Annotated in this window: 18 protein-coding genes; 6 read left to right on the top strand and 12 right to left on the bottom strand. The window is 45.0% G+C overall.

Translation table 11 applies throughout. The features are described 5' to 3' along the window. Positions 1–98: 98 nt before the first annotated feature. Positions 99–587: a hypothetical protein gene (locus AC6R1O_RS05855; RefSeq protein ID WP_500656700.1), complete on the top strand. Its 489-nt coding sequence runs from the start codon at positions 99–101 to the stop codon at positions 585–587. A gap of 582 nt (positions 588–1,169) precedes the next feature. On the opposite strand, the gene AC6R1O_RS05850 is transcribed toward AC6R1O_RS05855, so the two are convergent. Genes AC6R1O_RS05850 through AC6R1O_RS05835 form a run of 4 tightly spaced genes read right to left on the bottom strand, consistent with a single transcriptional unit; the run spans position 1,170 to position 7,850 of the window. Beyond that, on the bottom strand, positions 1,170–2,852 hold the full coding sequence (locus AC6R1O_RS05850; RefSeq protein ID WP_500656699.1) for a CHC2 zinc finger domain-containing protein: 1,683 nt from the start codon (positions 2,850–2,852) through the stop codon (positions 1,170–1,172). 20 nt (positions 2,853–2,872) lie between these two features. Further along, positions 2,873–4,087, bottom strand: a complete 1,215-nt coding sequence (locus tag AC6R1O_RS05845) for a hypothetical protein (protein WP_500656698.1) — start codon at positions 4,085–4,087, stop codon at positions 2,873–2,875. A 22-nt stretch (positions 4,088–4,109) separates the two neighbouring features. Further along, entirely contained in the window at positions 4,110–5,435 is a 1,326-nt protein-coding gene (locus tag AC6R1O_RS05840) for a hypothetical protein (protein ID WP_500656697.1), read from the bottom strand. Between the two features lie 9 nt (positions 5,436–5,444). Further along, positions 5,445–7,850 (bottom strand): DotA/TraY family protein, encoded by a 2,406-nt coding sequence (locus AC6R1O_RS05835; RefSeq protein WP_500656696.1) that lies wholly within the window; start codon positions 7,848–7,850, stop codon positions 5,445–5,447. Between the two features lie 94 nt (positions 7,851–7,944). Here AC6R1O_RS05835 and AC6R1O_RS05830 point away from each other — a divergent pair, with 94 nt between their 5' ends. From AC6R1O_RS05830 to AC6R1O_RS05820, 3 genes are read left to right on the top strand one after another with little or no spacing between them, the layout of a single operon-like run. Beyond that, a complete protein-coding gene (locus AC6R1O_RS05830) occupies positions 7,945–8,445 on the top strand; it encodes a type IVB secretion system protein IcmW (protein WP_500656695.1) in 501 nt (166 codons plus the stop codon). A gap of 13 nt (positions 8,446–8,458) precedes the next feature. Continuing rightward, entirely contained in the window at positions 8,459–8,869 is a 411-nt protein-coding gene (locus AC6R1O_RS05825) for a hypothetical protein (protein WP_500656694.1), read from the top strand. Between the two features lie 25 nt (positions 8,870–8,894). Next, on the top strand, positions 8,895–11,648 hold the full coding sequence (locus AC6R1O_RS05820) for a TraM recognition domain-containing protein (RefSeq protein WP_500656693.1): 2,754 nt from the start codon (positions 8,895–8,897) through the stop codon (positions 11,646–11,648). A 94-nt stretch (positions 11,649–11,742) separates the two neighbouring features. Here the strand turns inward: AC6R1O_RS05820 and AC6R1O_RS05815 are convergent, their stop codons facing one another. Genes AC6R1O_RS05815 through AC6R1O_RS05790 form a run of 6 tightly spaced genes read right to left on the bottom strand, consistent with a single transcriptional unit; the run spans position 11,743 to position 18,097 of the window. Continuing rightward, the gene (locus AC6R1O_RS05815) at positions 11,743–12,762 is read right to left on the bottom strand and encodes a hypothetical protein (protein WP_500656692.1); all 1,020 of its coding nucleotides are present in this window, start codon (positions 12,760–12,762) and stop codon (positions 11,743–11,745) included. Between the two features lie 12 nt (positions 12,763–12,774). Next, entirely contained in the window at positions 12,775–13,836 is a 1,062-nt protein-coding gene (locus tag AC6R1O_RS05810; RefSeq protein ID WP_500656691.1) for a hypothetical protein, read from the bottom strand. A 12-nt stretch (positions 13,837–13,848) separates the two neighbouring features. Continuing rightward, on the bottom strand, positions 13,849–14,727 hold the full coding sequence (locus AC6R1O_RS05805; protein WP_500656690.1) for a hypothetical protein: 879 nt from the start codon (positions 14,725–14,727) through the stop codon (positions 13,849–13,851). Then, positions 14,728–15,795, bottom strand: coding sequence for a hypothetical protein (locus tag AC6R1O_RS05800; protein ID WP_500656689.1), 1,068 nt, complete (start codon positions 15,793–15,795; stop codon positions 14,728–14,730). It abuts the gene before it with no gap. Beyond that, positions 15,792–17,585: a hypothetical protein gene (locus AC6R1O_RS05795; protein ID WP_500656688.1), complete on the bottom strand. Its 1,794-nt coding sequence runs from the start codon at positions 17,583–17,585 to the stop codon at positions 15,792–15,794. The genes AC6R1O_RS05800 and AC6R1O_RS05795 overlap by 4 nt, the downstream gene beginning before the upstream one ends. A 17-nt stretch (positions 17,586–17,602) precedes the next feature. Then, on the bottom strand, positions 17,603–18,097 hold the full coding sequence (locus AC6R1O_RS05790) for a hypothetical protein (protein ID WP_500656687.1): 495 nt from the start codon (positions 18,095–18,097) through the stop codon (positions 17,603–17,605). 108 nt (positions 18,098–18,205) lie between these two features. Here AC6R1O_RS05790 and AC6R1O_RS05785 point away from each other — a divergent pair, with 108 nt between their 5' ends. Next, complete coding sequence (locus AC6R1O_RS05785) at positions 18,206–18,823, top strand: hypothetical protein (RefSeq protein WP_500656686.1); 618 nt, start codon at positions 18,206–18,208, stop codon at positions 18,821–18,823. 11 nt (positions 18,824–18,834) lie between these two features. Then, positions 18,835–19,080 carry a hypothetical protein gene (locus tag AC6R1O_RS05780; protein ID WP_500656685.1) on the top strand — a complete coding sequence of 82 codons (246 nt, stop codon included), beginning with the start codon at positions 18,835–18,837 and terminating at the stop codon, positions 19,078–19,080. 2 nt (positions 19,081–19,082) lie between these two features. On the opposite strand, the gene AC6R1O_RS05775 is transcribed toward AC6R1O_RS05780, so the two are convergent. Both AC6R1O_RS05775 and AC6R1O_RS05770 read right to left on the bottom strand, forming a co-directional pair. Continuing rightward, complete coding sequence (locus AC6R1O_RS05775) at positions 19,083–19,634, bottom strand: 3'-5' exonuclease family protein (RefSeq protein WP_500656684.1); 552 nt, start codon at positions 19,632–19,634, stop codon at positions 19,083–19,085. Next, positions 19,624–20,603: secretion/conjugation apparatus DotM-related subunit (locus tag AC6R1O_RS05770; protein ID WP_500656683.1), on the bottom strand; the 980-nt coding region annotated here is incomplete at its 5' end. The genes AC6R1O_RS05770 and AC6R1O_RS05775, both read right to left, overlap by 11 nt.

Here is a 20,603-nt window from a genome sequence, read left to right as displayed (position 1 = left end):
CTAAGGTTAATCACTACTCAACAGGTGGCATGAACAGCACCTAACAGAAGTTGTTCCAAGAAGGGATTTGCCACCTATGTGCAAATACTCATTCTGATATGACTTTTTGTCACGATATGTATGGCTCAGCGTTCAAGGTTAAATATGGTGCCTATATACGGAAGTTTGAAATTCAAGAAGGGATTGATGAAAAGGAAGCAGAGAACAAAGTAAGAGCCCTAAAAGGCGTTGCTAAGATTGGAGAGCGCTGGGTTAACGAAACTCTCCTGTTTAACTATATTCAAGTGCTTTTTCCTGATGTAACCGTGCAAAGAGAAGCCTCACCCATCTGGTTAGAACGACAGAGATTTGATGTTTATATTCCAGAGTTAAGATTGGCTGTTGAGTATCAAGGTCAGCAACACTATGTTCCTGTTGAGTTGTTTGGTGGCAAGGAAGGCCTTATGAAAACCAAGCAAAGAGATAGGGAGAAGCTACTGAGAAGCAAAGAAAACGGAGTCGAGATTGTTTACTTTAGTTACAAGGATAATCTGACTGAGAGATTGGTGCATAGCCGATTGAAGAAGTATCTAACAGAAGCAAATTAGGCATTACAGGAGAGGCGTCAAGGCCTCTCTTTCATTTTCGTGCTGATGTTATCGCGATGACGTTATCTGTGAGTTTAGTGTGTTTTCTGTCGCTGAGAGGAAATGTGATGGGCTGATTATTGCGTAACACTAAATACAGCTTCCCCCTACCGTACACTCCGACACAATAGTGATTCTTGGGGATATCGCTCCAGCCGGTGATACCTAGCTCATCATACGTAACTTGCATAATGCCTAATAGCTTAACCATTTGAGGCTTGGGTATATCTGGCAGTGGGCTATGGACAAATCCCCCAAATGGCATCAAGAAGTGATCCCCGTCTCTACTTATAGTTGTTATGTGATTTTCGTAGATGCTGGAACGCTGTGGGGAACCATTACTATCTAGGACTACGTTGCCAAAGTGATGTCTAACTCGTATGCAGGTCATGAATGTTTCTTGCGCTGTATAAACATACAGTTATTATTGCGATAGGCGCGAAATCGTCAAGAAAAACACATGAACATTGTTATAGTGCAGCGTTTTTATTATTTGGGTTGCAATAATGCAATGCTGTTAGGTGTAATGTTGTATTATTGCAATTACGGGGTTGCTGTTAAGCTTTTCTCGAGCACTAGCTCAGGTTGGATTTCGTGTAGCTTGGTTATGAACTCAATCGCCACTTTTAGGTTGTCGTTTGTGATCTCTAAGCCTGTAACCAAGTTCTGTTCTGTGTTGGTTAAGCGATTCTTTAACTCTGAAATTGCGAGGATTTCATCTGAGTTTTCACCACTCAGTTGGGTGATAAGGTGCTCAACGGTTGGGGTAGGGTAGTTAGTGAAATCTAGTAGCTTTTCTATCAGTCCTTTCCCTTCGTTTGTAATAAGACTGATTAAAGCCGTAGGAGTGATGTGTTTTTCGTCTAACATCTTCGCACATGCTTGGACAAGCTCATCGCTGTTGCCGCTTTTGGACAGCAGTGACTTCTTTGTGCACTGTGCAATGGCGCGAATAGCGAATGATTTGGCGTTTCCTTCTAGTCTGCTCACTGTGGGGCTCGCGATACGCAATACTTTCTCAAAGTTAATCGACCTAGCATCAATGGCGGCGAGGGCCGATACTCCCGAGTCAACAACCATTGACGCAAAAGGAGTGTTGTCTTCATTATTTTTCAGTATGGTCAAACTTAGAGATTTGTTCGTACCAAGACACTCCGCAAAAATAGCTAACCGCGAGACTATTTGTTCGTGAGCGAGTGAGTCTGCGGTCGTGACCCAACATACATCTCTCACCGGAAGTTGGCTAATATACCTTAAGTGTTGATGGTTAAGTTGGCCATAAGCTGGTGCTACAACGTTATTCATGCCGCACGACACCAAATCGATATACTGCTCTGGCGAATCCGCTATGTATATCTTCTCCATTCTATCAACCGTGTCGAAAACACTAGGTGGTGGAATCAGCAGTGCAGAACTAGATTTAACTGCTGCATCAGGGTAGTAACCCACATGTTCCAGTTCATGGTTCAACACAACAAACCCAGCGCACTGGAACTGTTTCGGTTGGCTTCGATTATTAACTATGTGGGGCAGATTGCTCCCAGAGTCCAAGTCATTTGTAATCGTAATAGCCGGTAAGAAACATAGCTCGTGCGGGTACTTCAACTGGCCAGTCTCATCATCAATTACGCCTAACTGATTTGCAGCTTCTTTGAGGTGCTCATTTTCAGTGAGTAATTCAGCTATCCTTCCACCATTATTTGAATCGAATAGATGGTTTACCGCGGTCAGCGTGTACTTCATGTCATTTAGTGATGATGGGACTTCGATGCTTTTGCCTGATGTTTTGCTCGGTGGGGAAAAGAATGGATCGTACTTTGCGTAGGTGTTGAATATTGAGTTGGTGAACTGAAGCGCATATTTGCTATCAACCGGCTTAGGCGCCTTGGAAATCTGGTCAACATCTTTGTATAGGCTTTCAAGGTCAAGTCCACACATTGATGCCAGCTCTCCCAAAGTTTGACGGAACGTTTTTCCGAGGTGATCGCGATATAAATCGAACACGTCGCCTTTCTCTCCACACCCAAAGCAGTGATAAACCCCAATATCATCTTGAATGCTAAGTGAAGGTGATTTGTCATCATGAAACGGGCAGCATGCTGTGAATGCATCAGACGAACCCGCAACCTTCTTCAGTTTGTGTAGACCCAGCTCTCGGTCAATTATGTCGCTGAGTCTAACTCTAGTCTTTAGGTCCGAAATGATAAAGGAAGGCAGGACTTTCATAGAAAATGGTTTCCCCGTGACTATGCGATTTTCAAGTTTAGTTGTGGGGCAGTTCCTCCAAACATATCGCTTACAAATCGTCTACCATTGCCCGTGTCACGAGGTGTGTTGCCTGCTATTCTATGTTGCTGCGTATTTTCGAGTTCAGTTTTGCTCAACCGTTGCTCGACTCGGCCTTTAATAACTTCAAGCTCTTCACTAGTCAACACTTTGATTTTGACTCCACTCTTTCTGCAGTGTTTGGATATCGCCTTGCAGAACGCAGTACTACCCCATACGACTATTTGCTCAGCTTGGGTTCCTCTAAGAAGACGCTTCCCAATTTTTATACTACGAGCGTCGGGTGTGTCTTCGAAAGTATACTGTGCTTTATGTTCGACCACTGTAATTGAACGGCTAAAATAGTGCACTTGATGGTTGAGGTGCTGGTCTGTTCCTTCGTGTTTGGTGAACCATGGTAGAGATTTTAGCAAGGCAACGGACACTGTGCCTTTCTGCGGATACTCAGAACCAATAACCTTAGCTTGAATTCCTGCAAAACCGAACGCAAAGCCATTTACTTTGGTGTTAAACGATAAATCCAATCTCTTCGATGCTACAAGTCGCTTCTTCGAAGTGGGGTATTGTTTGAGTTGTGCCTTTTTCGCCTCAATAAGTCGCGCATCAATATTCTTCAAAACGGCTTGCATTGGATGCTGTTCATCCAGCCGCTTTGTTGCTCGCCTGACAAACATTTCGTGGCGTCTGATATCTATAGCGCTGAGATTAGGGGAAGACTTAATAGCACTATAAGCGGAATAAACGCTATTGGTACTAATTGAAAGTTCAGTCGCTGCCTCACATGTAATCGGCATTGTAAGCCGCTCTCCAAATTCTTCGTTCTGAACATCAAGGCTATCTTTGTGACCGAGCGCTGATTGCATTTTGCCTATGCAGCGCTCAAGCTCACTAGACAACGACGGCTTTAGTTCTCCGAGAAATCCGTGAAGCTCAGCTCGTAGAAACAGTAGACTTTCGAGTTGAGCTTGTGTTTTAGGGTGATTATTCCATTTATGATTTGCCACCACTCCGAGTCGGCGCTCTATTTCTAGCGAAGCATCATCCAAAACTGCACGATAGTACTTGCCCACCTGAGAATCACGAGGTTCGAATCGTAATTTGCTCGCGACCGCCTCGATTTCTCTAACTAATTGAAGCGGCGACAGTTGGCGCCATTGTGTGTTGTTCTGACTCATTTGGTGTTTCCTTGCGCTGATATTACATGCCTTGCTTCATGAACTGGTTGCTTGGTCTCATCTTATCGATGTCTTCAGAGCTCATGTCCATGTTTTGGGTTTGGTTAGTAGCTGCATTGTCTTTAGCTTGCGGAGTAGTGTTACTCTTCTGTGGAGCGTCCTCTGTAGGACCCTTCGTTTGAAACGCCTTTTCCGTTAAAGACGATGACACCTTAAGTTCTTCTTCTAGAGAGCTATGGATGATTTTTTCATCAACAGCGATCACCACAACTCCGTACTTTTTCCCCAATTCTTTTGCCTGCGCCACATAGAGAGAGTTACCGCTAACAGCGATTGCGTTCCAGTTCTGTTTTCGCGCAAAGTTGATCGCTGTTCTAGCATTGTCCTTTTTGTTCATGCCGGTCATGTCCATCTTAGTCCCGTAGTCATGGATCTGACCGTTCCTCGCTAGAACGTGTCGTTCATGTCCATATGGCTCATGCTCACTTGTTGGGACCAAATGCGTTTCTTTGATCCAGTTAGTCACTGGCAAACAGGAACTAATTAGCTTGCGTCTCGCGCTATTGATATATGCGGGGTCAGCGATTAAATGGCTATGACCAGCTGTCGCATCCGCGTTGTTTGCGCCGCTTTTACTTCGGCTAACCGTGTCGCCATCGATTATTACCTTTCGAACTGTGTCGTATTGGCTTTCTCTCTGAACAGAAGCCTGTGAATACTCTTCGGTCCCAGTTATCTCTACTTTACGAGCGCTATCTTTTTCCTCAAGTTTATCTAGCGCTAGAGTCAACCGTTGCTTTGACTCTGACGATATCGCTTCACTCTCTACCAGCTTTTTCGCAGACGCCACTGCGTTCGCACGCAACTTGTCTTCCTCTTCAGTATTATCACTCTCGTTATCTATCTCTTGCTCAAGAATGATTGCAGCTTGCTGGGCAACATCTTCAAGATTCGGTCGTTGTCGTGGCTTGGTCTGGACCTGTTTCTTCGTCTCAGTAGACTCTACCTCTTTCTTGACGTCGTTAGGGGCTGAGTCCAATGAATCAGACTTGTTTTCGTCGAGTTTTTCTACATCTTCTTTCTCATTTATAGGCTTATCTGCCACGTTGGTTGTTTCACTCGTATCCGCATTGATGTTAAGACCTTCGTTTACGTTCAACGTAGTGCTTGCGCCGCTTAGTGCTGATTTTCTTGGTACAGACGCGACCTCAACAGCCGTAGTGGGGGTGTGGGGTTTAGTCGCTTTGGATATGGCGCTAGTGAGTAACGTTTCTTCACTAATATCGTCAAAGTCTTCTTCCAGTTCAGAGGTGGCAGGGAATTTGTTCTTCAAAATGCTACTTACCATAATTTACCTTTATCCTTTTACAGCACTGAAGCTACTTGCAGGGTCTTTTGGCGTTGCCATATTTCGGCCCAAAGAAGCGATATTTGATCCAAGAGTGCCAGACATTTGTGTGGCTTGTTGGTACGCTTGGTCATGTGAACGGTCGTCGATAGCTGTTTTAAAGCTAAGCATTCGTTGTAACTGGTCTGGGAGCTCATGGATGAGAGAATGGTTTTTCACTACACCTGCGCCCATGATAATGGCGTTGACGAAAATCATCCCGAACAGTGAGAGAATGTTAAATCCGCCGTAGGATGAAGATACAGCCGATGCTTCTAACGACCACTGTAGGTAATAACCCAGCGCAATATTCAAAATGGTGGCCAAGAAGAAGCTAATCGTCATCAAGAACGGCTTGAGAAATAGCGTAAGTAAGATGTTCATACCTTCATGAATACGACCGGAGAAAGTACGTTCGTTGTTGGGGTTTTGCATCGCCATTGCACCGCCCCACCAGCCGGCAGCGATAACAGCAGCAGTGGCATACGACAGGTAACTAAATACAGCCAAGCTCCACATGATATAAGGAATGTTGGGGATGATTTCTGCGTAGAAAAAACCGATGGAAAACATCATGAATAGAGCAGCAGTTACCAAACCGCCCAACTTTTCGGCACCCTCAGAACCAAAGGCCCCAGCAGCCATTTCCATAGCTTTTCCTACTGGGGCAAGCTTTCTAACTCCTGAAAAGCTACCTGCGATAGCTACTGCTGCCACAGTGTTGACGATCGTGTTGCCGACGGAGCGCATCTCAATAATCGGATTTGGGAATACCACCCCGTGAGAATCTTCTCGGAATATCTCAATGATCGACTGTCCCATGGATTGTGCGTAGTTCACCGGCGTAAACAGTTCTACAGCTGCGTCAATTCGGTCTTTTGGATCTTTGGCCGGTGACGCTTGGTGCGCAGATTTGAAGAAGAGAAGTAATCCTGCTTTTGTCTGTTCAACGTGTTCAATGCCGCTTGAATTCCACCAATCTTTGAACATTGCTATGAGCCCTTTAGACTCCAAGTTTGACGCGTCCCAGACTGGCTGGTTTAATTCTGCAAACAGATCACTCAATTGCTGGGTCGCATTCATTTGTTGGTACGTCATCATTGTATGCAGCGCGCCCAACCCCATAAAACCAATGTTGCCGATACTATCTTTGTACTGACTATATATCGATTGGTTGCCATCAATGCTTTCGTCAAATGATTCTCGAACCCTTTGTGTAATTTTACCAATCAATTGATCTTGCATGCTGATTCGAAAGTGCGCGTACTGACTAGGTAAATCTTCATCGACTATTTGCTGTTCTTGATTGTTATTCAGCTTGATCGCGATGTCGTTAATCAGCTCTGACGTCCAAACTGTTTGTAATGTTTCTTTAATAGCATCATCGGCTATCGATCGTACGAGATTTGCCATCGTACTTTCGACTCGATTGTCAATGTAGGTAGTGTCAAGCACTTTCTTTGTTTCTAGGGTGCCACAGTCTCCGTTCTCCGATATTCCGAATAGCGCTTGCTCTCCTACCACTTTCGCTGGCTGGTCCGGCATGCCGTATTGATACGTCTTCTGTTTAATGTCGACGTATTTGTACCCGTTCTCTGCCTGTTTGTATGTGTTAAGTGCTTGACCGTCGGCTTTTGCGAATGCCATCGTGCAGGTTTTAGCTTCCAATACGAAATCCACAAATTTCGCTACGTGCGGCTGGGGTTGCATGACCATGTTTGGTGCCAAACTGTATGGAATTGACAGCTTTATTATCGCCGTAGCAAAGCCAAGACCAAGGAGTAGTACAGTAATGGTCAACCCTTGAAGCGCGCTCATCCCTCCTAACGCTGGAATGGGGTATGAAATTAGGGTACCCAGCCCACTTCGCATGAAAATGAAAGGGAATGCTTCTTCTTTTTGGTTCGTTAAGTACGAAATGTCCATGGATCGTTTGGCGAAGAAGAACACGGTACTCGCCAACGCTATAGCCCCAATGATAAGAACGCCGATTGAGTTCATTACTTTAGCGTACAACGTTGTGAGGGTAATGTGAGTTGTGGTGCTATTCGGGTCTGCTCTTCCTTTGATTATGTTCTGAATATGATCCACTGGATTGCCAAGTAACAAGCGTAGCATCTGGAGAAACATGTCATCGTCATGAGGGCCATCTAGGAAATCCGGCGGAAGCCAAATCCCTTGTTTATCTGCAATCTCATACGCTTTGTCTTGTAACGCTGAAATGTATTTTGTTGCATTCTCGGTGGTTACTTTGGGTGAGTGAACTACGTCTGATACTGGCGATAGTCCTTCTTCTTGAGCCAACGCGATGTTACTCATCAGCAAAGCGTACGTTACCAAAATCAGCGCAACAGCTCCTTTTAACGCAGTTCCCATTCTGATGTTCTCCCTACCAACTGGTCGTGATACGCTTTGGATATTTTAAAAATTAGTATATCATTATTTCTAAAATGTACAAAAGGACAGCGTTGTGTTTTCAGACAAAGACATTGAGGCTTGGCTTGACCAGTTTGATACCTCTACCAAAGAATCCCTAGTGCACTTAAGTGGATTGGAGCAATGGACTCTGGATGATGATGCAGATGTTCAACAGGTCTTTAACCAAATCGACGATTTGCTGACGCAAACATCTAGCACTGATTTGGATCACGCTGACGTTGGGGAAGTGTCTGGTCTCAGTTGGTTAGCCGATGTTCCATTAGACGACTTGGTAAAGCTTCAAGGACAACTGAGTTACAAGCGAGCAATCAAGTTGTTTGGGGATATGTGTTACCTCGATGCTGACAGAGCTCAAGAAATGCTGACAAGACACAATGTCGTACAAGACGCTGATCCTTCGATTGCTATCCCATCACACCTTCTGTCTCGCCGTGTATTGCTTCTCATAAGACTCAACTTAGTTCACCAAATATTTAGTCATGAGAGACAGCAGACGGTCATACGCCAAATCCAATCTCAATTTGATGAATAAGGGAACGGTTCAAATGAAATTTTCGCATCTATTGCTCACGTCCTGCCTGTTATTTCCAACTATTGCTGTTGCTTCTACTTGCAAGGCTCCTTCTAAGCTCCATGAAGAAAAAATGGCGAAGTATGCTCTGCCTACTTTCCCAAGTTTACTTGAGGACTGCGGTCTCAATGATCTGCTAGGTAAGTTTGGTGGAAAGTTGTTCAAGTCATTCAAGCTGGATCTGCCAGACATATCAATTTGTGGCTACAACACAAAAGATATGGCGAGTTGGTTTGGCGTTGACTATGACGGTTCAGTGGGGGTAGATGTAGGAATCAATTATGACTTCGGTGGGGCACTTTCTCCTTCAGACCTAGCCGACGGCGCCACAAATCTTTTTGATAGCAATCAGCGGCTTCAACTTGACGACATCATTATCGAATAGAGGTTTGTAAAGGTGAAAAGCTAATATGGCAAAACATGTTGTAGAAAAAGAGTATATTCAGAATCGGCCTCTATCAAAGTCTGAGAAGTTCTTTAACTTCATGGCCTCGGATAGAGTGGTTTGGTTATACTTAATACTACCCTTACTACTGGTATCCCTACCATTTTTCTTTCCGTTATTTGGCCTCATTATCTTCGGTTTGATTCTCTATCGAGCCTATGCACAAGCGACATTTCCATTTTTTGCACCGGTGACCTCGGGTAGAAAGATGGACGAATTCAACGTCGACCCAGTGAAAGACAAAGAAACCGGTGATATTAACTATAAAGAAGCGGGTGGGATCGCGTATTTTGGAAATGTATTTGGCACCAACGAGCAGGCTTGGTTTTCCAATAATATGCTACGTCAACACTTGGCATTTCTTGCTACGACCGGTTCGGGCAAAACTTTCACAATCTCCAGTATCGGGAGTGCGAACGCGTTAGTTTGGGGCGCTGGTTACATGTACATTGATGCTAAGGCCGACTTGGATATCATTCGTATGCACCAATCTCTCCTATGGCGCACGAACCGCATAGATGATCTCTTCATTCTCAACTATATCCGAGGGGCCAGAGATAGAAACGAATACGCATCCGATAAGACGACCAATAGTTACAACTTGCTAGAACGAGGCAGTTCGGCGCAAAACACCGAAACCATGAAATCGTTAATGCAAGGTGACAATGATATTTGGGCTAAGCGTGCCGACGCACTGTTAGCGGCCATACTCAAGCCTACGCATTACATGCGCGATAAAGCGATGATCAACCTTTCCATTCCGGCGCTTCTGGACTACTTGGTCATTGAAACTGCGGGTGCGCTGCTTTCACGTGAGACGATACCGCACGAATCAAAGAAAGAACTTGCAGGCTTTATCAAAACTTTGCCAGGTATGTCTGGAGAGTTTTTCAAGAAAATAGAGAAAGGGCAGTCAGTCCAGAGCCCACAGGTTTATGACCAGTGGGGCTTTGCATCAATGCAAATTATTCTTGTCATCAATATGTTGGCTGGTGATTATGCCGATATTTTTGGCGTGACAATCGGTGAAATCGATATGGAATCGATTGTACTTCAAGATCGTGTCCTTATCGGATTGCTACCCGCGTTAGAGGGTTCCACCGAATCTGTCGCGTCTATGGGCCGTATCATCATGGCCGCACGAAAAGGCGTTATGGGCCAATCACTCGGTGAACGATTTGTTGGTAGTGTCCGCCGGAACCTAGAAAATCGTCCAACAAACGCTCCTTATCCATTCATCAATATCCTCGACGAAGTAGGTATGATGTTCTCTTCTGGTGAGGGTGCTGTGGCTGCTCAGGCTCGTGGTTTGGGGTATAGCATATGGTATAGTGCGCAAGATGTGCCAGCAATGAAGAAGCTTAGTGAACAGGTAGCCAAAGAAGTAGAAACGGTTATGGGTAACACTATGATTAAAGTTGCAGGTAAAATTATCGACAAAGAAACGTTTGAACTGCTCTCTGAGCTTGCTGATGTGGAGTATGTGTGGCAAAGAGACGGTATGGAGCTCGAATACAACTCAAACAGTGGCACCCAGATGCAACGTGAATCACGTGCCTCATATACTGAGCAAAAGCGTCTTGATAAGCGTGCAGTACAACGTTTGCGCGAAGGTGAAATGTACATCAACGCTGTAGATAGACTCCATCGGATTGACGGTCCTAACCTGCACCCCAAATCCCTCAAATCGCTTCTAATTAATGATTTCTGGATGATGCTACCGTACTCTGACTCGGATATTCGAAGAGCAGAAGATGACTGGGTTTACATGACCGTTGAATATGACCAGATTATTTCCGGTCAGACATCATTAAAGGAGCCACCTCCGCCGCCTCTCCAAGAAATCAAACAATTGGCCAAGCTAAACAAAGCTGCCGCAAAGTTATGTAGCAACCCTTTTACGGCTAACCTTGTCGCTTTGTCGTCTTACATACTTGCTAATGTGAACGAAATGAAAGATCTCAATCAGTTACGTTCCGATAGCGCCACCAAGATGGATGATTACTATCAAGCTGTTGAAGGGCAACCATCAGATGACGACCAGTACACTCGACTATCTCAAGTAGCACCGGATATCCCGACGGACACTCAAACTGACGCTTCTGATGATGCTCAGTCCAGTATTTTTGCGGTTACCCCAACCAATGTGCAGCAAGATACACATGCCGAATCTGATCAACCGAATGAACCTGAACAGAGTGAGTCGGACGTAAGCACCACACCGAAACCACCGAAAACCAAATCTCGCAGTACTAGCAAGCCAGCAAGCACAACTACATTCGAAACGGTACCACATGCAACAGCAGCTGATGATGCCGATACTGATGTTGATGGTAACGAACTGCATAACCAAGCAACGACCCACGCTCACGCACTTGATGCTGCATTTGCATCTCATGGCTTAGACAAAACGAATGTCTTGGATAGCTTGGCAACAATATCTGCTCTATCTTCTCGAGCAGACCATTTGAAAACTAAACTATCGAACGGTGAAATCTCAACTTCGGAGACCAAGGAGCAAATGCAAGGGAGCGTGACAGAAGAAGAGCGAAATAGTCACATGGTTCGCTCTTCAGCGACTTTGTCTCATCTTTACCAGAGAACTTCGCACCCTCACGATCCTACTCCTGCAGAGGATAAACGATTGGCGCTAATGATACTGAAGCGTATGCAGCTGAGATTGCAGAAAACTAAAGACCTTGAAACAGAGGACGTTTGATAGTGCATGAGAGGTAATTGCACTGCATATGGGGGTGGGGGACTAGCAAGCCTTGATGTAGTAGAAGGCTTGCTGCTATTCGCGTTTTTACTACTTAACGCATACCCATGTTACTGTTGGACTTAGCTTTGTTTTTTATCCCAAGGAACGAAGATAGGCGCGAGAACATCTTTTCAACTGACTCCATGAACTCTTTCATGGCTTCTTCGTTCCGTTTCTTTGCCTCGGGATTGCTTTCGTTGTTTTCGAGCACATTTCCAACGTGATTCTTATCTAACACAGGGGCTAGTTCCATGTAGGACTTTGCCATATCCTTGTTGATTTGGTTTACTTCACCGCTGTATTTTCCAGAATCATCCTTGCTCGCAGTGGCATGGTTTAACAGTTCTTCGATAGCATCAGCATTATGTACTTCAGCTACATCGGTCGCGCCTGTATCCAAAATCGTCTTTTGAGTCTCGTCAAGTGCATTGAGCCACTCTTTTGTCGCAGCAACATGCATCTTGGCGGCGCGCGCGTACTCTGGGTCTGCCCACAACCTTTCTGCACTGTGACCAGATTTTCTTAATTCGTTCACCTTGTTGAAATGCTGGGTCGCAACGGTATAGGTGTCAGCCAAGCGCTGTTCCGCCTTGCGACACAAGTTCGTGTTATTTTCCAACGTAGTAATATGCTTATTCTTCATTTGTGCAGCAAATGCGCTTTCAACGCTTCCCTTGCCACCTCTCAAAAAACCGATAAGTTGCGCTCCGAGACTGGCTTTGTCTCGATTCAATCTCGCCTCTTCTTCTAGCTTTCTGTAAAGCTCTTGATTATATCTAAGCTCTTCTTTTACTTTGTGGTCTAGTTCTGGGTCTCGACAGAGCGCTGTACTAGGATCAAAGTTTAATTTGGGATCGAGAGTAAATTCGTCTCGCTTAAAGCCCTGCTGTTCCGAATTTTTGATATGGTCATCAATTGACTGAATCTGTTCTTTGATAGCATCATCGTAGTGTGAACTATCGTAACGCGCCTCATTAACAATATCTGCATCATAGGCGCGATCGCCAATTTCATTTGAATTGGCCAACTCAACTGTCCCGTAGTGACTTTCTGCTGTATTTACGTTGTCCATGCGCACTCTCTCCTATGACTTGCCAATAACGTTTGATGCCATCATCAAATTCTGTTTTGATACTTTTTTTAGTTGCTCAAGTAGTAAGTAGTTTGTAAAGGCCTGTTGTTTATTGAGCTCAACAAGAAGGGGGGTCGGGGCTGCATAATTCAACAGCTCATTTCTCCATGGTCCTTCCCCACCATAGGTTCTATCCACCTCTTTATCCATCAAGCTCAGTTTACTTTCACCGGACTCAGAGACCATTCGCTCAGACAAGGACTCGTACATGACTCCCTTAGCCAGTTCAAGCTTTGCTGCCTTGCCACTTTGTTCTACGTACCTAGCTCTGTCTAGGCCGCTGGTAGATGATGCTAAGGCGGGATCTAGTTGAATCTTCTTCATGGCGGAGGATGACATCGCATCAACTCCATCAACATATGCTTTTACATCCGTTGGACTCTCGACTTTGTTCGAACTGAGGATGCTAGCTAATTCGATATGCCTGTTTGGGGCTTCTGAATTAGGGCCATAACGCTCAGCAATGCCATTGATCTTGGTGCTATAGATTTGGTTGTCACTGCTAGAGTGTGTGAGAGCTGATTGCCGGACCAAACTGTCCAACGTCATTTGTGACGAAACTCCAATTTTGCTTGATGCTGCTCCTATTTCATCAGATTCACAATAACTCGGTGGTGGTAAGCTTTCCAACGCTACATCATTGTCTGCAATAGCCTTCATTGCTTGCACCAAACTGTCAGCACCGGTGGCGTTGGCTTGTACTATCGCGGCAGACGAGTCCTGCATGCCACTGTTGATCAATGAGCCAAACGCGCCAAAGGTACTTTCCAATAATGGTTTCAGCATCTCTTGAGCTTTGCTCACTAAGCTATCTAGTATTCCACCTATGCCTGCCTGTGCTGGCGACGAGAAAGATGCACCGACGGCAACCAATGCAGCGCCTGTCACCCACATGCCGGCCTTACCTTGCTCTTGATTACCGCCATCAGGTTGACCGGTTACTATCGGACTTAGCGGGACCATTTCTCCAGCGTAGTTAATAGTCTGTGAATGATGAATCTTTATCTCTGGCATGCTGGGGGTCTCCTACTTCTCTAACTTATCAATGAGTTGAATGCATCGTACTAGCAGTCCAATTTGTCGAGCTATCAGCATGTCGAACAACAGCCTATTCTCCGTTGCAAGTTGTACGACGTACTCTGCGGCTAATGTTGTTGTGGCAGATGACGCATTCAACGACTCTCTCCAGTCGCCGGAGTGATAGGTTGCTTTCACCTTTTTGTGGTGAACCTGCATCGCATTCGTTGCCTTTCCAGCTACTTGGTAGTTGGCAACCGCGTGCAACAGTATCTTTTTGTAAATGAATGGCGCGTTGTAGTATTGAGGATGTCTACTTTGTTGCAGTGTAGGATCTAAGCTGAACATCATTCTTGTTAAGGCCGCAAGTTCCTCTTGCGAGTATATTAGAGAGTCTTCATCATTCAGCAGTATTCTTACGCCATTGCTTATGTCGAGTGAACTTGGCGCCGCCTGACTGCCAGCGCGTATGTTTTGCTCTGTGAGGGCAGATGCCAGTTCGTCGCGCTTCTTTAGTCCACTTATTGTGATGGCACTTTGATCACTATAAGTGCAGAAATCCGTGATTGGCTCAATGCTTCGGCTAAAGCAAAATTGTTCGAGGACTGATTGTTGTTCCGTGATCGCGTCAAATCCCTTATAGAGAGACTGAATCTTTGTGGAGTCCATCGCGCTAGACATTTCTTCGTATATGCGCTTAACAAACTCGCCACCAGATACCATTGGAGGGTGTGCTGCCCAACCAATTTTTTCGCCAGTTGCAATAGCCGCCGCAGTGAAAGCAAACGCATTACTTTCTGGGCTATACGCTGCGCCACCACCAGCAACGGTTCCGGCAATAGCGTATTTGAAAAACTGTCTGCGATTCACTTGCTGCGTTGATTCCATCTATTTCCTACCTCGCTCATCCCAAAGACTTTCCATAGCTTCGAGTTTGGTTGTCAGTTCCTCTACGGCCAACATTTCTCGTTGTAGTTTGTTTTTGGTCGCAATTTGGTTGTTCATCATTACCGTGGCTGTCGTGAGTGAGGGGAGATCAGAGACTTCTTTGTAAAACTTTTCATTCTCACTACTCGCGAGCACCTCTGCTTCTAGCAGCTCGATAAACGATAGCTTTCTGTATTCGTATCGACTTGCTAGCTCGGGGCTCATAGTGTCAATCAGGCCACTAGATAAGGCGCTCGATTTGAGTCTTTGGCCAAATAGGTGATTAACACTATCCATTAGAACATCAACAATCCCTTGTAAACCGGCTTGCTCGACGCTCATGCTTCTTTCTATCCCTGTTGTTCCCAGCCCTCTGACTGTGCGAATCCGACTCACCATAGCAGCAAGCTCACGCTCTGCCCTCAGTGAGTCGTCGAACGCCCCGACACCGACTAGTTTTTGCAATTGCTTAAGCTCATACTGACCGTTCTCGTTCTTCAACGATGTAACTAGTGGTTTTCTAGAAATTTGCTGATCACCTGCGTTGCTCGACGCTTCCAGCAGATAACCCTTGTTTCGTTCGTTCAACGCTGTTCTGAACTTACCTGAGACATTGCTGACAGACTGACTTGCTTTCGCTATTTCATGTCGTGCGCAGCTGTTTGTCGGTACCACGGCCTCGCGCTCAGTTTTCCGTTTTGCAATTTCAGCCGCCAGTTCTATTTGTCTTTCAAAGCCCACCGCCATCGCTCTGGCCATGTCTGCTTGAGAGCTTTCACTTCGTTCTTTGACTTCGTCACTTGTATCCTCAATAACGTTTTGTAGATTCGACATAAATCGATTGCTGAAAAAACGCATCATAACGACACCGGCTTTTTCCAAGAACATTTTGAACAACTGCTCTGGCGTTAGTGCAAAACCAAATGCACTGGCTTTCTTAGACACGGCCAATGACGCCGTGCCGCCCACCACAAGCCCCAGAACGAGCCCAAAGATTTTACGTCGCGTCCGACGAATGGCACTTTTCATTGCAGTAATGTCTCTGGGTTCACGTCAGTCGACGCTACAGGATTTGCTGTATCGCTGAAGTTGATCATGTCATGCAAGTAGTCAGTCAACATAGCACTAGCGTGGCTCTGCTCGTAGCTGGCAGTAACATAGCGCGCAAGAATCGTTTTCACTATTTGTTCAGAGTCGGCTTGCGAGATATCACCGCGGGTGTAACGCTGCTTTGAATGCTCTAATGTCTTTTCTGCTTCGATTTGCCATGTCTGTACAAAGCAATCTGTTGCTCGCGATAAGCATGCACGAAACAGCGAAGTGTTCGTAGCCACAACTTTTGGAGCCATCTCTAAGTAAAGTCGATTGGTCACCATCAATATAGCCTTGGCAATGTGGGGTGCTATATAGGCGAGGTTTATTCCCCAGTTAAACGAAAGCGTTGCTGCATAAGCTTTGGTCAGTTCGGCAGCTGCAGGAATGATCACTTGGCGGTTTTGAAACGCACTGTTAATTCCAATCGCAAATGCAATGTCCCGCTCTTGTCGAAATGCCGTAATGTCTTCAGAGAGTAGTCCGTTTTCGTTCAGTGCCGAATTCACTGCTGGCTGTTCAGAAATTAGGTAGATAGCGATGTTTGCGCACATCTTTAGGTATCTCTCATCTAAGTTGAGATCACCGAAATGAATGTTTCGTATTGGCTCCAGCAAGGCGGTGTAAATCGTGTTGTAGGCGAAAGATTTTGCGGATTCGCCAGCAATACTCGTTATGTAAGTGTCGATGTTATTTGTCAGATACTGCGTGAAAAAGTCTGCGGTTTTTAATGTGTTCACAAATTGCTGCGCGAAAACGGCCGCAGAGACCTCTTTGTCCTCGTGGGGAAGAATGCTTTGCACACTATCAATGGCATTCAACAGATCAGAAACGCCAAATTCAGTACGACCCGCTACAAGCGTTGTTTCTTCGTGCTGTTCTTCAAATGCAGATAGCGATTCTCGGACCCGATTGGCGCAATACTTCAAACAGTTCTTGAGCAAATCGAGCTCAGACATAAACTGCTCTTCAAAGTCAGATATGTCAAAATCATTGATATGATAATCCCACTTGATTCCTACGTTATTTAGTGCGGTAGAAGTTAGTTTTGCTGCGTGCCCAATGCAGGACTTTTGAAACATTACTTTTTGCTTGTTGCTTACTAAGTCAGGACATAGTTCCATCAAGTCAATGACTGATAGCGTGCAGGCTTTTACCGCGATATCTTTTGCGTACTGTTCAGAAGTGCCAAACTCGAATTTACTCAACGCTGCTTCTATCCGAGCACCAGCCTTCATTATTGATGACTGGGTTGATGAGAAAAAAGTGTTTGCTTCACTGTATAGGTTGTAACTACTTACGTTAGCAATCAGATTAGTCAGCTCACTTTGCTCCAACCCCAGCCGAGCGCATATGGCTTTTGCTTGCTCAGTGTTACTTAGAATCGCAAGAACAACATTTTCGTGAGGCGATTTTTCCTTCAGTACATTGGCTGCGGCAATGTAAAACGCTCTACGCCAAACATAGCTTTCATTCTCAGTAAATCCACCAGCCACTATCTTTACTTTCTCAACAATTTCACCTTGCTTCTCGTAAGTGTGCTTGATCGACGCGGCAACACCGTTCATGAAATCTTCTTCAGTTTGGTGTTTGGCCCTAACATCTAAGATGATTGCCATGCTAGATTTCAACGCATTCATGACCAACGAAGACGATTTCGATTGCTGCATGTTTCCCGAGTCTCGTGCGTCGAGTTTGCGCTGTAGGAGATCGTTAATGTTTCCCATGCCTTCCCGTCCTTACTTTACGCGCCGCTGCGCATGGCTTGTTGTGCTGATTGTGAAGCTAGGCTCAGATCTTCAATGTTCTTCCGCATTACATCAGAGGTGAAGTTCTTAGGGTTGATAATGGCGTTGGGCTGACAGTGGGCAACGAAATTGGAAAAAAAAGTGATGACGGGCTCAGCGTTTATGCGTGCCTCTATGCTAGGTGCTCCCTCTCTCTCTAATGCGCATATATCCTTCACACGCTCGAGCGCATCCAAGCAAATTAAATGTTGTAAGGCGATGTCGTGTTCGACGTCGTTTGTTGATAGGAAGAGTTCAAGCTCACCTTCACCATTGACTTTCGCGAGCTCTCTAAAAATTGGTGAACCAATAAGTAAGGCACTAGTTGCTTGTGCCATGTATAGCATAAAGGCACTGACGCAGTCGGTTTCTTCGTTGGTTAAATCTTCACCATCTCTATGAAACAGCTTCGAATTTTTCGTGTATAGCTCAAATAAAGTTATCCAGCTCATGATTATATCTTTTCCTGCTGTTATATTGTTGCGTAGTCGCGACAGGCGATATATGCTTTATTACTAGAAAAATAATATACTACATTTTCCAAAAGGATGCACATTACAATGCAATCATTGAGAGTGCCATTAACGCAGTCGGCAGGTGATGAAGCTAAAGGATTAACCTTGGCGGAAAAAGGGGAGGTCATTAATGACCTCATGTCTATTCTTCTCGCACCAAACCAAGATTTTGAAGTTGAGTTCACTGAAACTGCAAGGGGTCAGCAAGAAGTAAGTATTACTTTGATCAATAACACGTTCTCCGCATATATAATTGATGAATTACCGAAGTATCGCATTAATGAGAAACTGCACGATAGTAAACTGTTTGCTATAGACTGTGGTGCATTTGGTGATTTGTTTAGTAGATTATCCTGTGCGTGCCTCGTGAAAGGCAATGAGATAGTGATTCGAACTTGTATAGATGACATTTTTCTAACATTGACGGTAGAGACTTTCTCTACAGACCCCGCTATAATGCAGGCATACCTCGATGCAGCCCATGGATATAGCAACTGTGCTATTGCCTTTGTTCAAGGGTCTGGTGACTTAACTGACGTAATTAGGCAAGTACGAGATCGGGCGTCTAGTGGGGCAGTGTATTATGTTAACCGGTTGATTCGTAACCAGAGTTATGGGATGTACGATCAGGCACTGTCTAATGAAAATGGGGTTTACTATTGATGAGCTTTAGTATGCCACTATGTAACGCCTTGCAAATGGCATCCTCGGAGAATGCAGTGATTGTTGAACTACCATTGAGATCAAAATCTTCAACTTCAGACAAGGACGACTCGAAAAAGTCGCTTCAACGTTTGTTGTCTGTGTTATCTGAGAAACAAGCCGCTATCCAAGAGCAGCTCAAAGAGTCGCAAGGCCAAAATCGTGATAGCAACCCACAAAGCACCAATGTTGTGAGCTTTCCAACGCGCTCCCGCTAACTCTATCTTATTGATTCTGGCTCCATTGCCACAAATCGTTTTATTTCAATGTCGTCTCTGCTCATTTTGTTAGCAACTTCCCAGTGAAGCCATGCGTCTTGTTCTGCTCGATGTAGGCAACGATTTGTCCCAACAACAGAGTCCAAACCACATTTATAGCCTATTTTCTTCTCTATGCTCTCTAATAGGCAAATACCTTTATACTCCTTCTGCATAGAAACGCCATTGAGTTGAGCACTGTGGTAGATCCAATCCAAGTCAAATTGCAAGCCGTAGCTTACCAATATGAGATTTGGTCTCGAGATGCATTCGACAACTTCCTGTATCCCCGCAATGCTGCCTTTTTGGACTTGGTCAACCGTAATGCCAGTCAGTTTTTGTTGGTCAGGGTGAATTTCGTTAGCCCCGCGTACGAGACCCGATAAACTCACGGTCGGCCGTTCAGCGATCGACTTGTTAGGGCGTAATTCCAACCCAGCAAAGTCGATGACCTCATCAAATGCTCTCATCCCACTAAGTTCTAGGTCAATGAAAAGCAGTGCGTTATGTTTCACTAACAATCCTTCTTATTTTCGTTTGCTGCAGGCGGTAGCTTGGATCATTTTTCATGCGCTCATCATGTAGAGCTTTCTCTTTCTCTGGATTGAACGGATACTCTGTTGCCAATGGGTGCTCCATTGGAATCTCAATTACGTCATATTCATCACATGTGCGAGGTAGATTTAGTCCATTGATGTAACTAAAGCACTGCTTCATCATTGGGAAAATATGCGCTCGCTTGGTTTCAACTTCCCAACTGTAATGAGCCTTCACGCCTGTCGCTTCAAATGAGCTACCAGACAAACCTTCGTCGTTGAGGGCGTACCACAGCTGACGGTCCAGTATTTTTACAAAGGCGAATTGTGATGAACCTAGTTTGCCCAGACTTCTAGCTTCGGCCAGTAATCGTCTGGTGAATGTAATAGCATAGGCATGCTGCTTGAATAGAGCCTGAATTGGAGGGTGGGCGAGCACAAGAGGTAAAATATGGTTGACCAATTCTTCAACGTATCTCAAGTCGAGTTCACCATTTAAGTGGTATGAGTAGTCCCCGCATAGCTGAAATCTGACATCCTCATTGAAGTCCAATGAGTGCTTAATTTTCGTTGTCGATTTATAATGGCCATAGGCAAAATGCATGATTTTTTGGTCTAGTGGTACTAATAATCGGTCAGCTCGCGGAATCATAGCAAGCGCCCATCTTGCAAAGCGTAGCCATTTTAGCCTGCCATACGCCTTTAGCACTTCAGTTTGTGAAAATACTGAAGGCAAAGTTTCATCTCTCAGTCCGAACACACAGATACAAAATTTGTAGACGAATGGCAGTTTATACACGTCTTCAATTCTACTCATAGGGTACTTAAGTTGGCTTGAGAAAATTTCAGTCGCTCGTTTTGTATTGAGAGTGACCCTGTTATTGTTTCGGTCAACCGAGAAACACTCGGTTCGTTTTAGCCCATTAAGAACAGTTTCCCTTCCAGCAA

Source organism: Vibrio sp. R11-SG3-ISO3-SZ (genome assembly GCF_059834345.1).
Note: the sequence above shows the minus strand (reverse complement) of the source record. Positions and strands in the feature narration are given on the sequence as shown.

Bases quoted from the DNA above. Each gene is read 5' to 3' on its own strand.
- AC6R1O_RS05855 (WP_500656700.1), top strand. From the start codon at position 99: ATGACTTTTTGTCACGATATGTATGGCTCAGCGTTCAAGGTTAAATAT.
- AC6R1O_RS05850 (WP_500656699.1), bottom strand. From the start codon at position 2,852: ATGAAAGTCCTGCCTTCCTTTATCATTTCGGACCTAAAGACTAGAGTT.
- AC6R1O_RS05845 (WP_500656698.1), bottom strand. From the start codon at position 4,087: ATGAGTCAGAACAACACACAATGGCGCCAACTGTCGCCGCTTCAATTA.
- AC6R1O_RS05840 (WP_500656697.1), bottom strand. From the start codon at position 5,435: ATGGTAAGTAGCATTTTGAAGAACAAATTCCCTGCCACCTCTGAACTG.
- AC6R1O_RS05835 (WP_500656696.1), bottom strand. From the start codon at position 7,850: ATGGGAACTGCGTTAAAAGGAGCTGTTGCGCTGATTTTGGTAACGTAC.
- AC6R1O_RS05825 (WP_500656694.1), top strand. From the start codon at position 8,459: ATGAAATTTTCGCATCTATTGCTCACGTCCTGCCTGTTATTTCCAACT.
- AC6R1O_RS05820 (WP_500656693.1), top strand. From the start codon at position 8,895: ATGGCAAAACATGTTGTAGAAAAAGAGTATATTCAGAATCGGCCTCTA.
- AC6R1O_RS05815 (WP_500656692.1), bottom strand. From the start codon at position 12,762: ATGGACAACGTAAATACAGCAGAAAGTCACTACGGGACAGTTGAGTTG.
- AC6R1O_RS05810 (WP_500656691.1), bottom strand. From the start codon at position 13,836: ATGCCAGAGATAAAGATTCATCATTCACAGACTATTAACTACGCTGGA.
- AC6R1O_RS05805 (WP_500656690.1), bottom strand. From the start codon at position 14,727: ATGGAATCAACGCAGCAAGTGAATCGCAGACAGTTTTTCAAATACGCT.
- AC6R1O_RS05800 (WP_500656689.1), bottom strand. From the start codon at position 15,795: ATGAAAAGTGCCATTCGTCGGACGCGACGTAAAATCTTTGGGCTCGTT.
- AC6R1O_RS05795 (WP_500656688.1), bottom strand. From the start codon at position 17,585: ATGGGAAACATTAACGATCTCCTACAGCGCAAACTCGACGCACGAGAC.
- AC6R1O_RS05790 (WP_500656687.1), bottom strand. From the start codon at position 18,097: ATGAGCTGGATAACTTTATTTGAGCTATACACGAAAAATTCGAAGCTG.
- AC6R1O_RS05785 (WP_500656686.1), top strand. From the start codon at position 18,206: ATGCAATCATTGAGAGTGCCATTAACGCAGTCGGCAGGTGATGAAGCT.
- AC6R1O_RS05780 (WP_500656685.1), top strand. From the start codon at position 18,835: ATGCCACTATGTAACGCCTTGCAAATGGCATCCTCGGAGAATGCAGTG.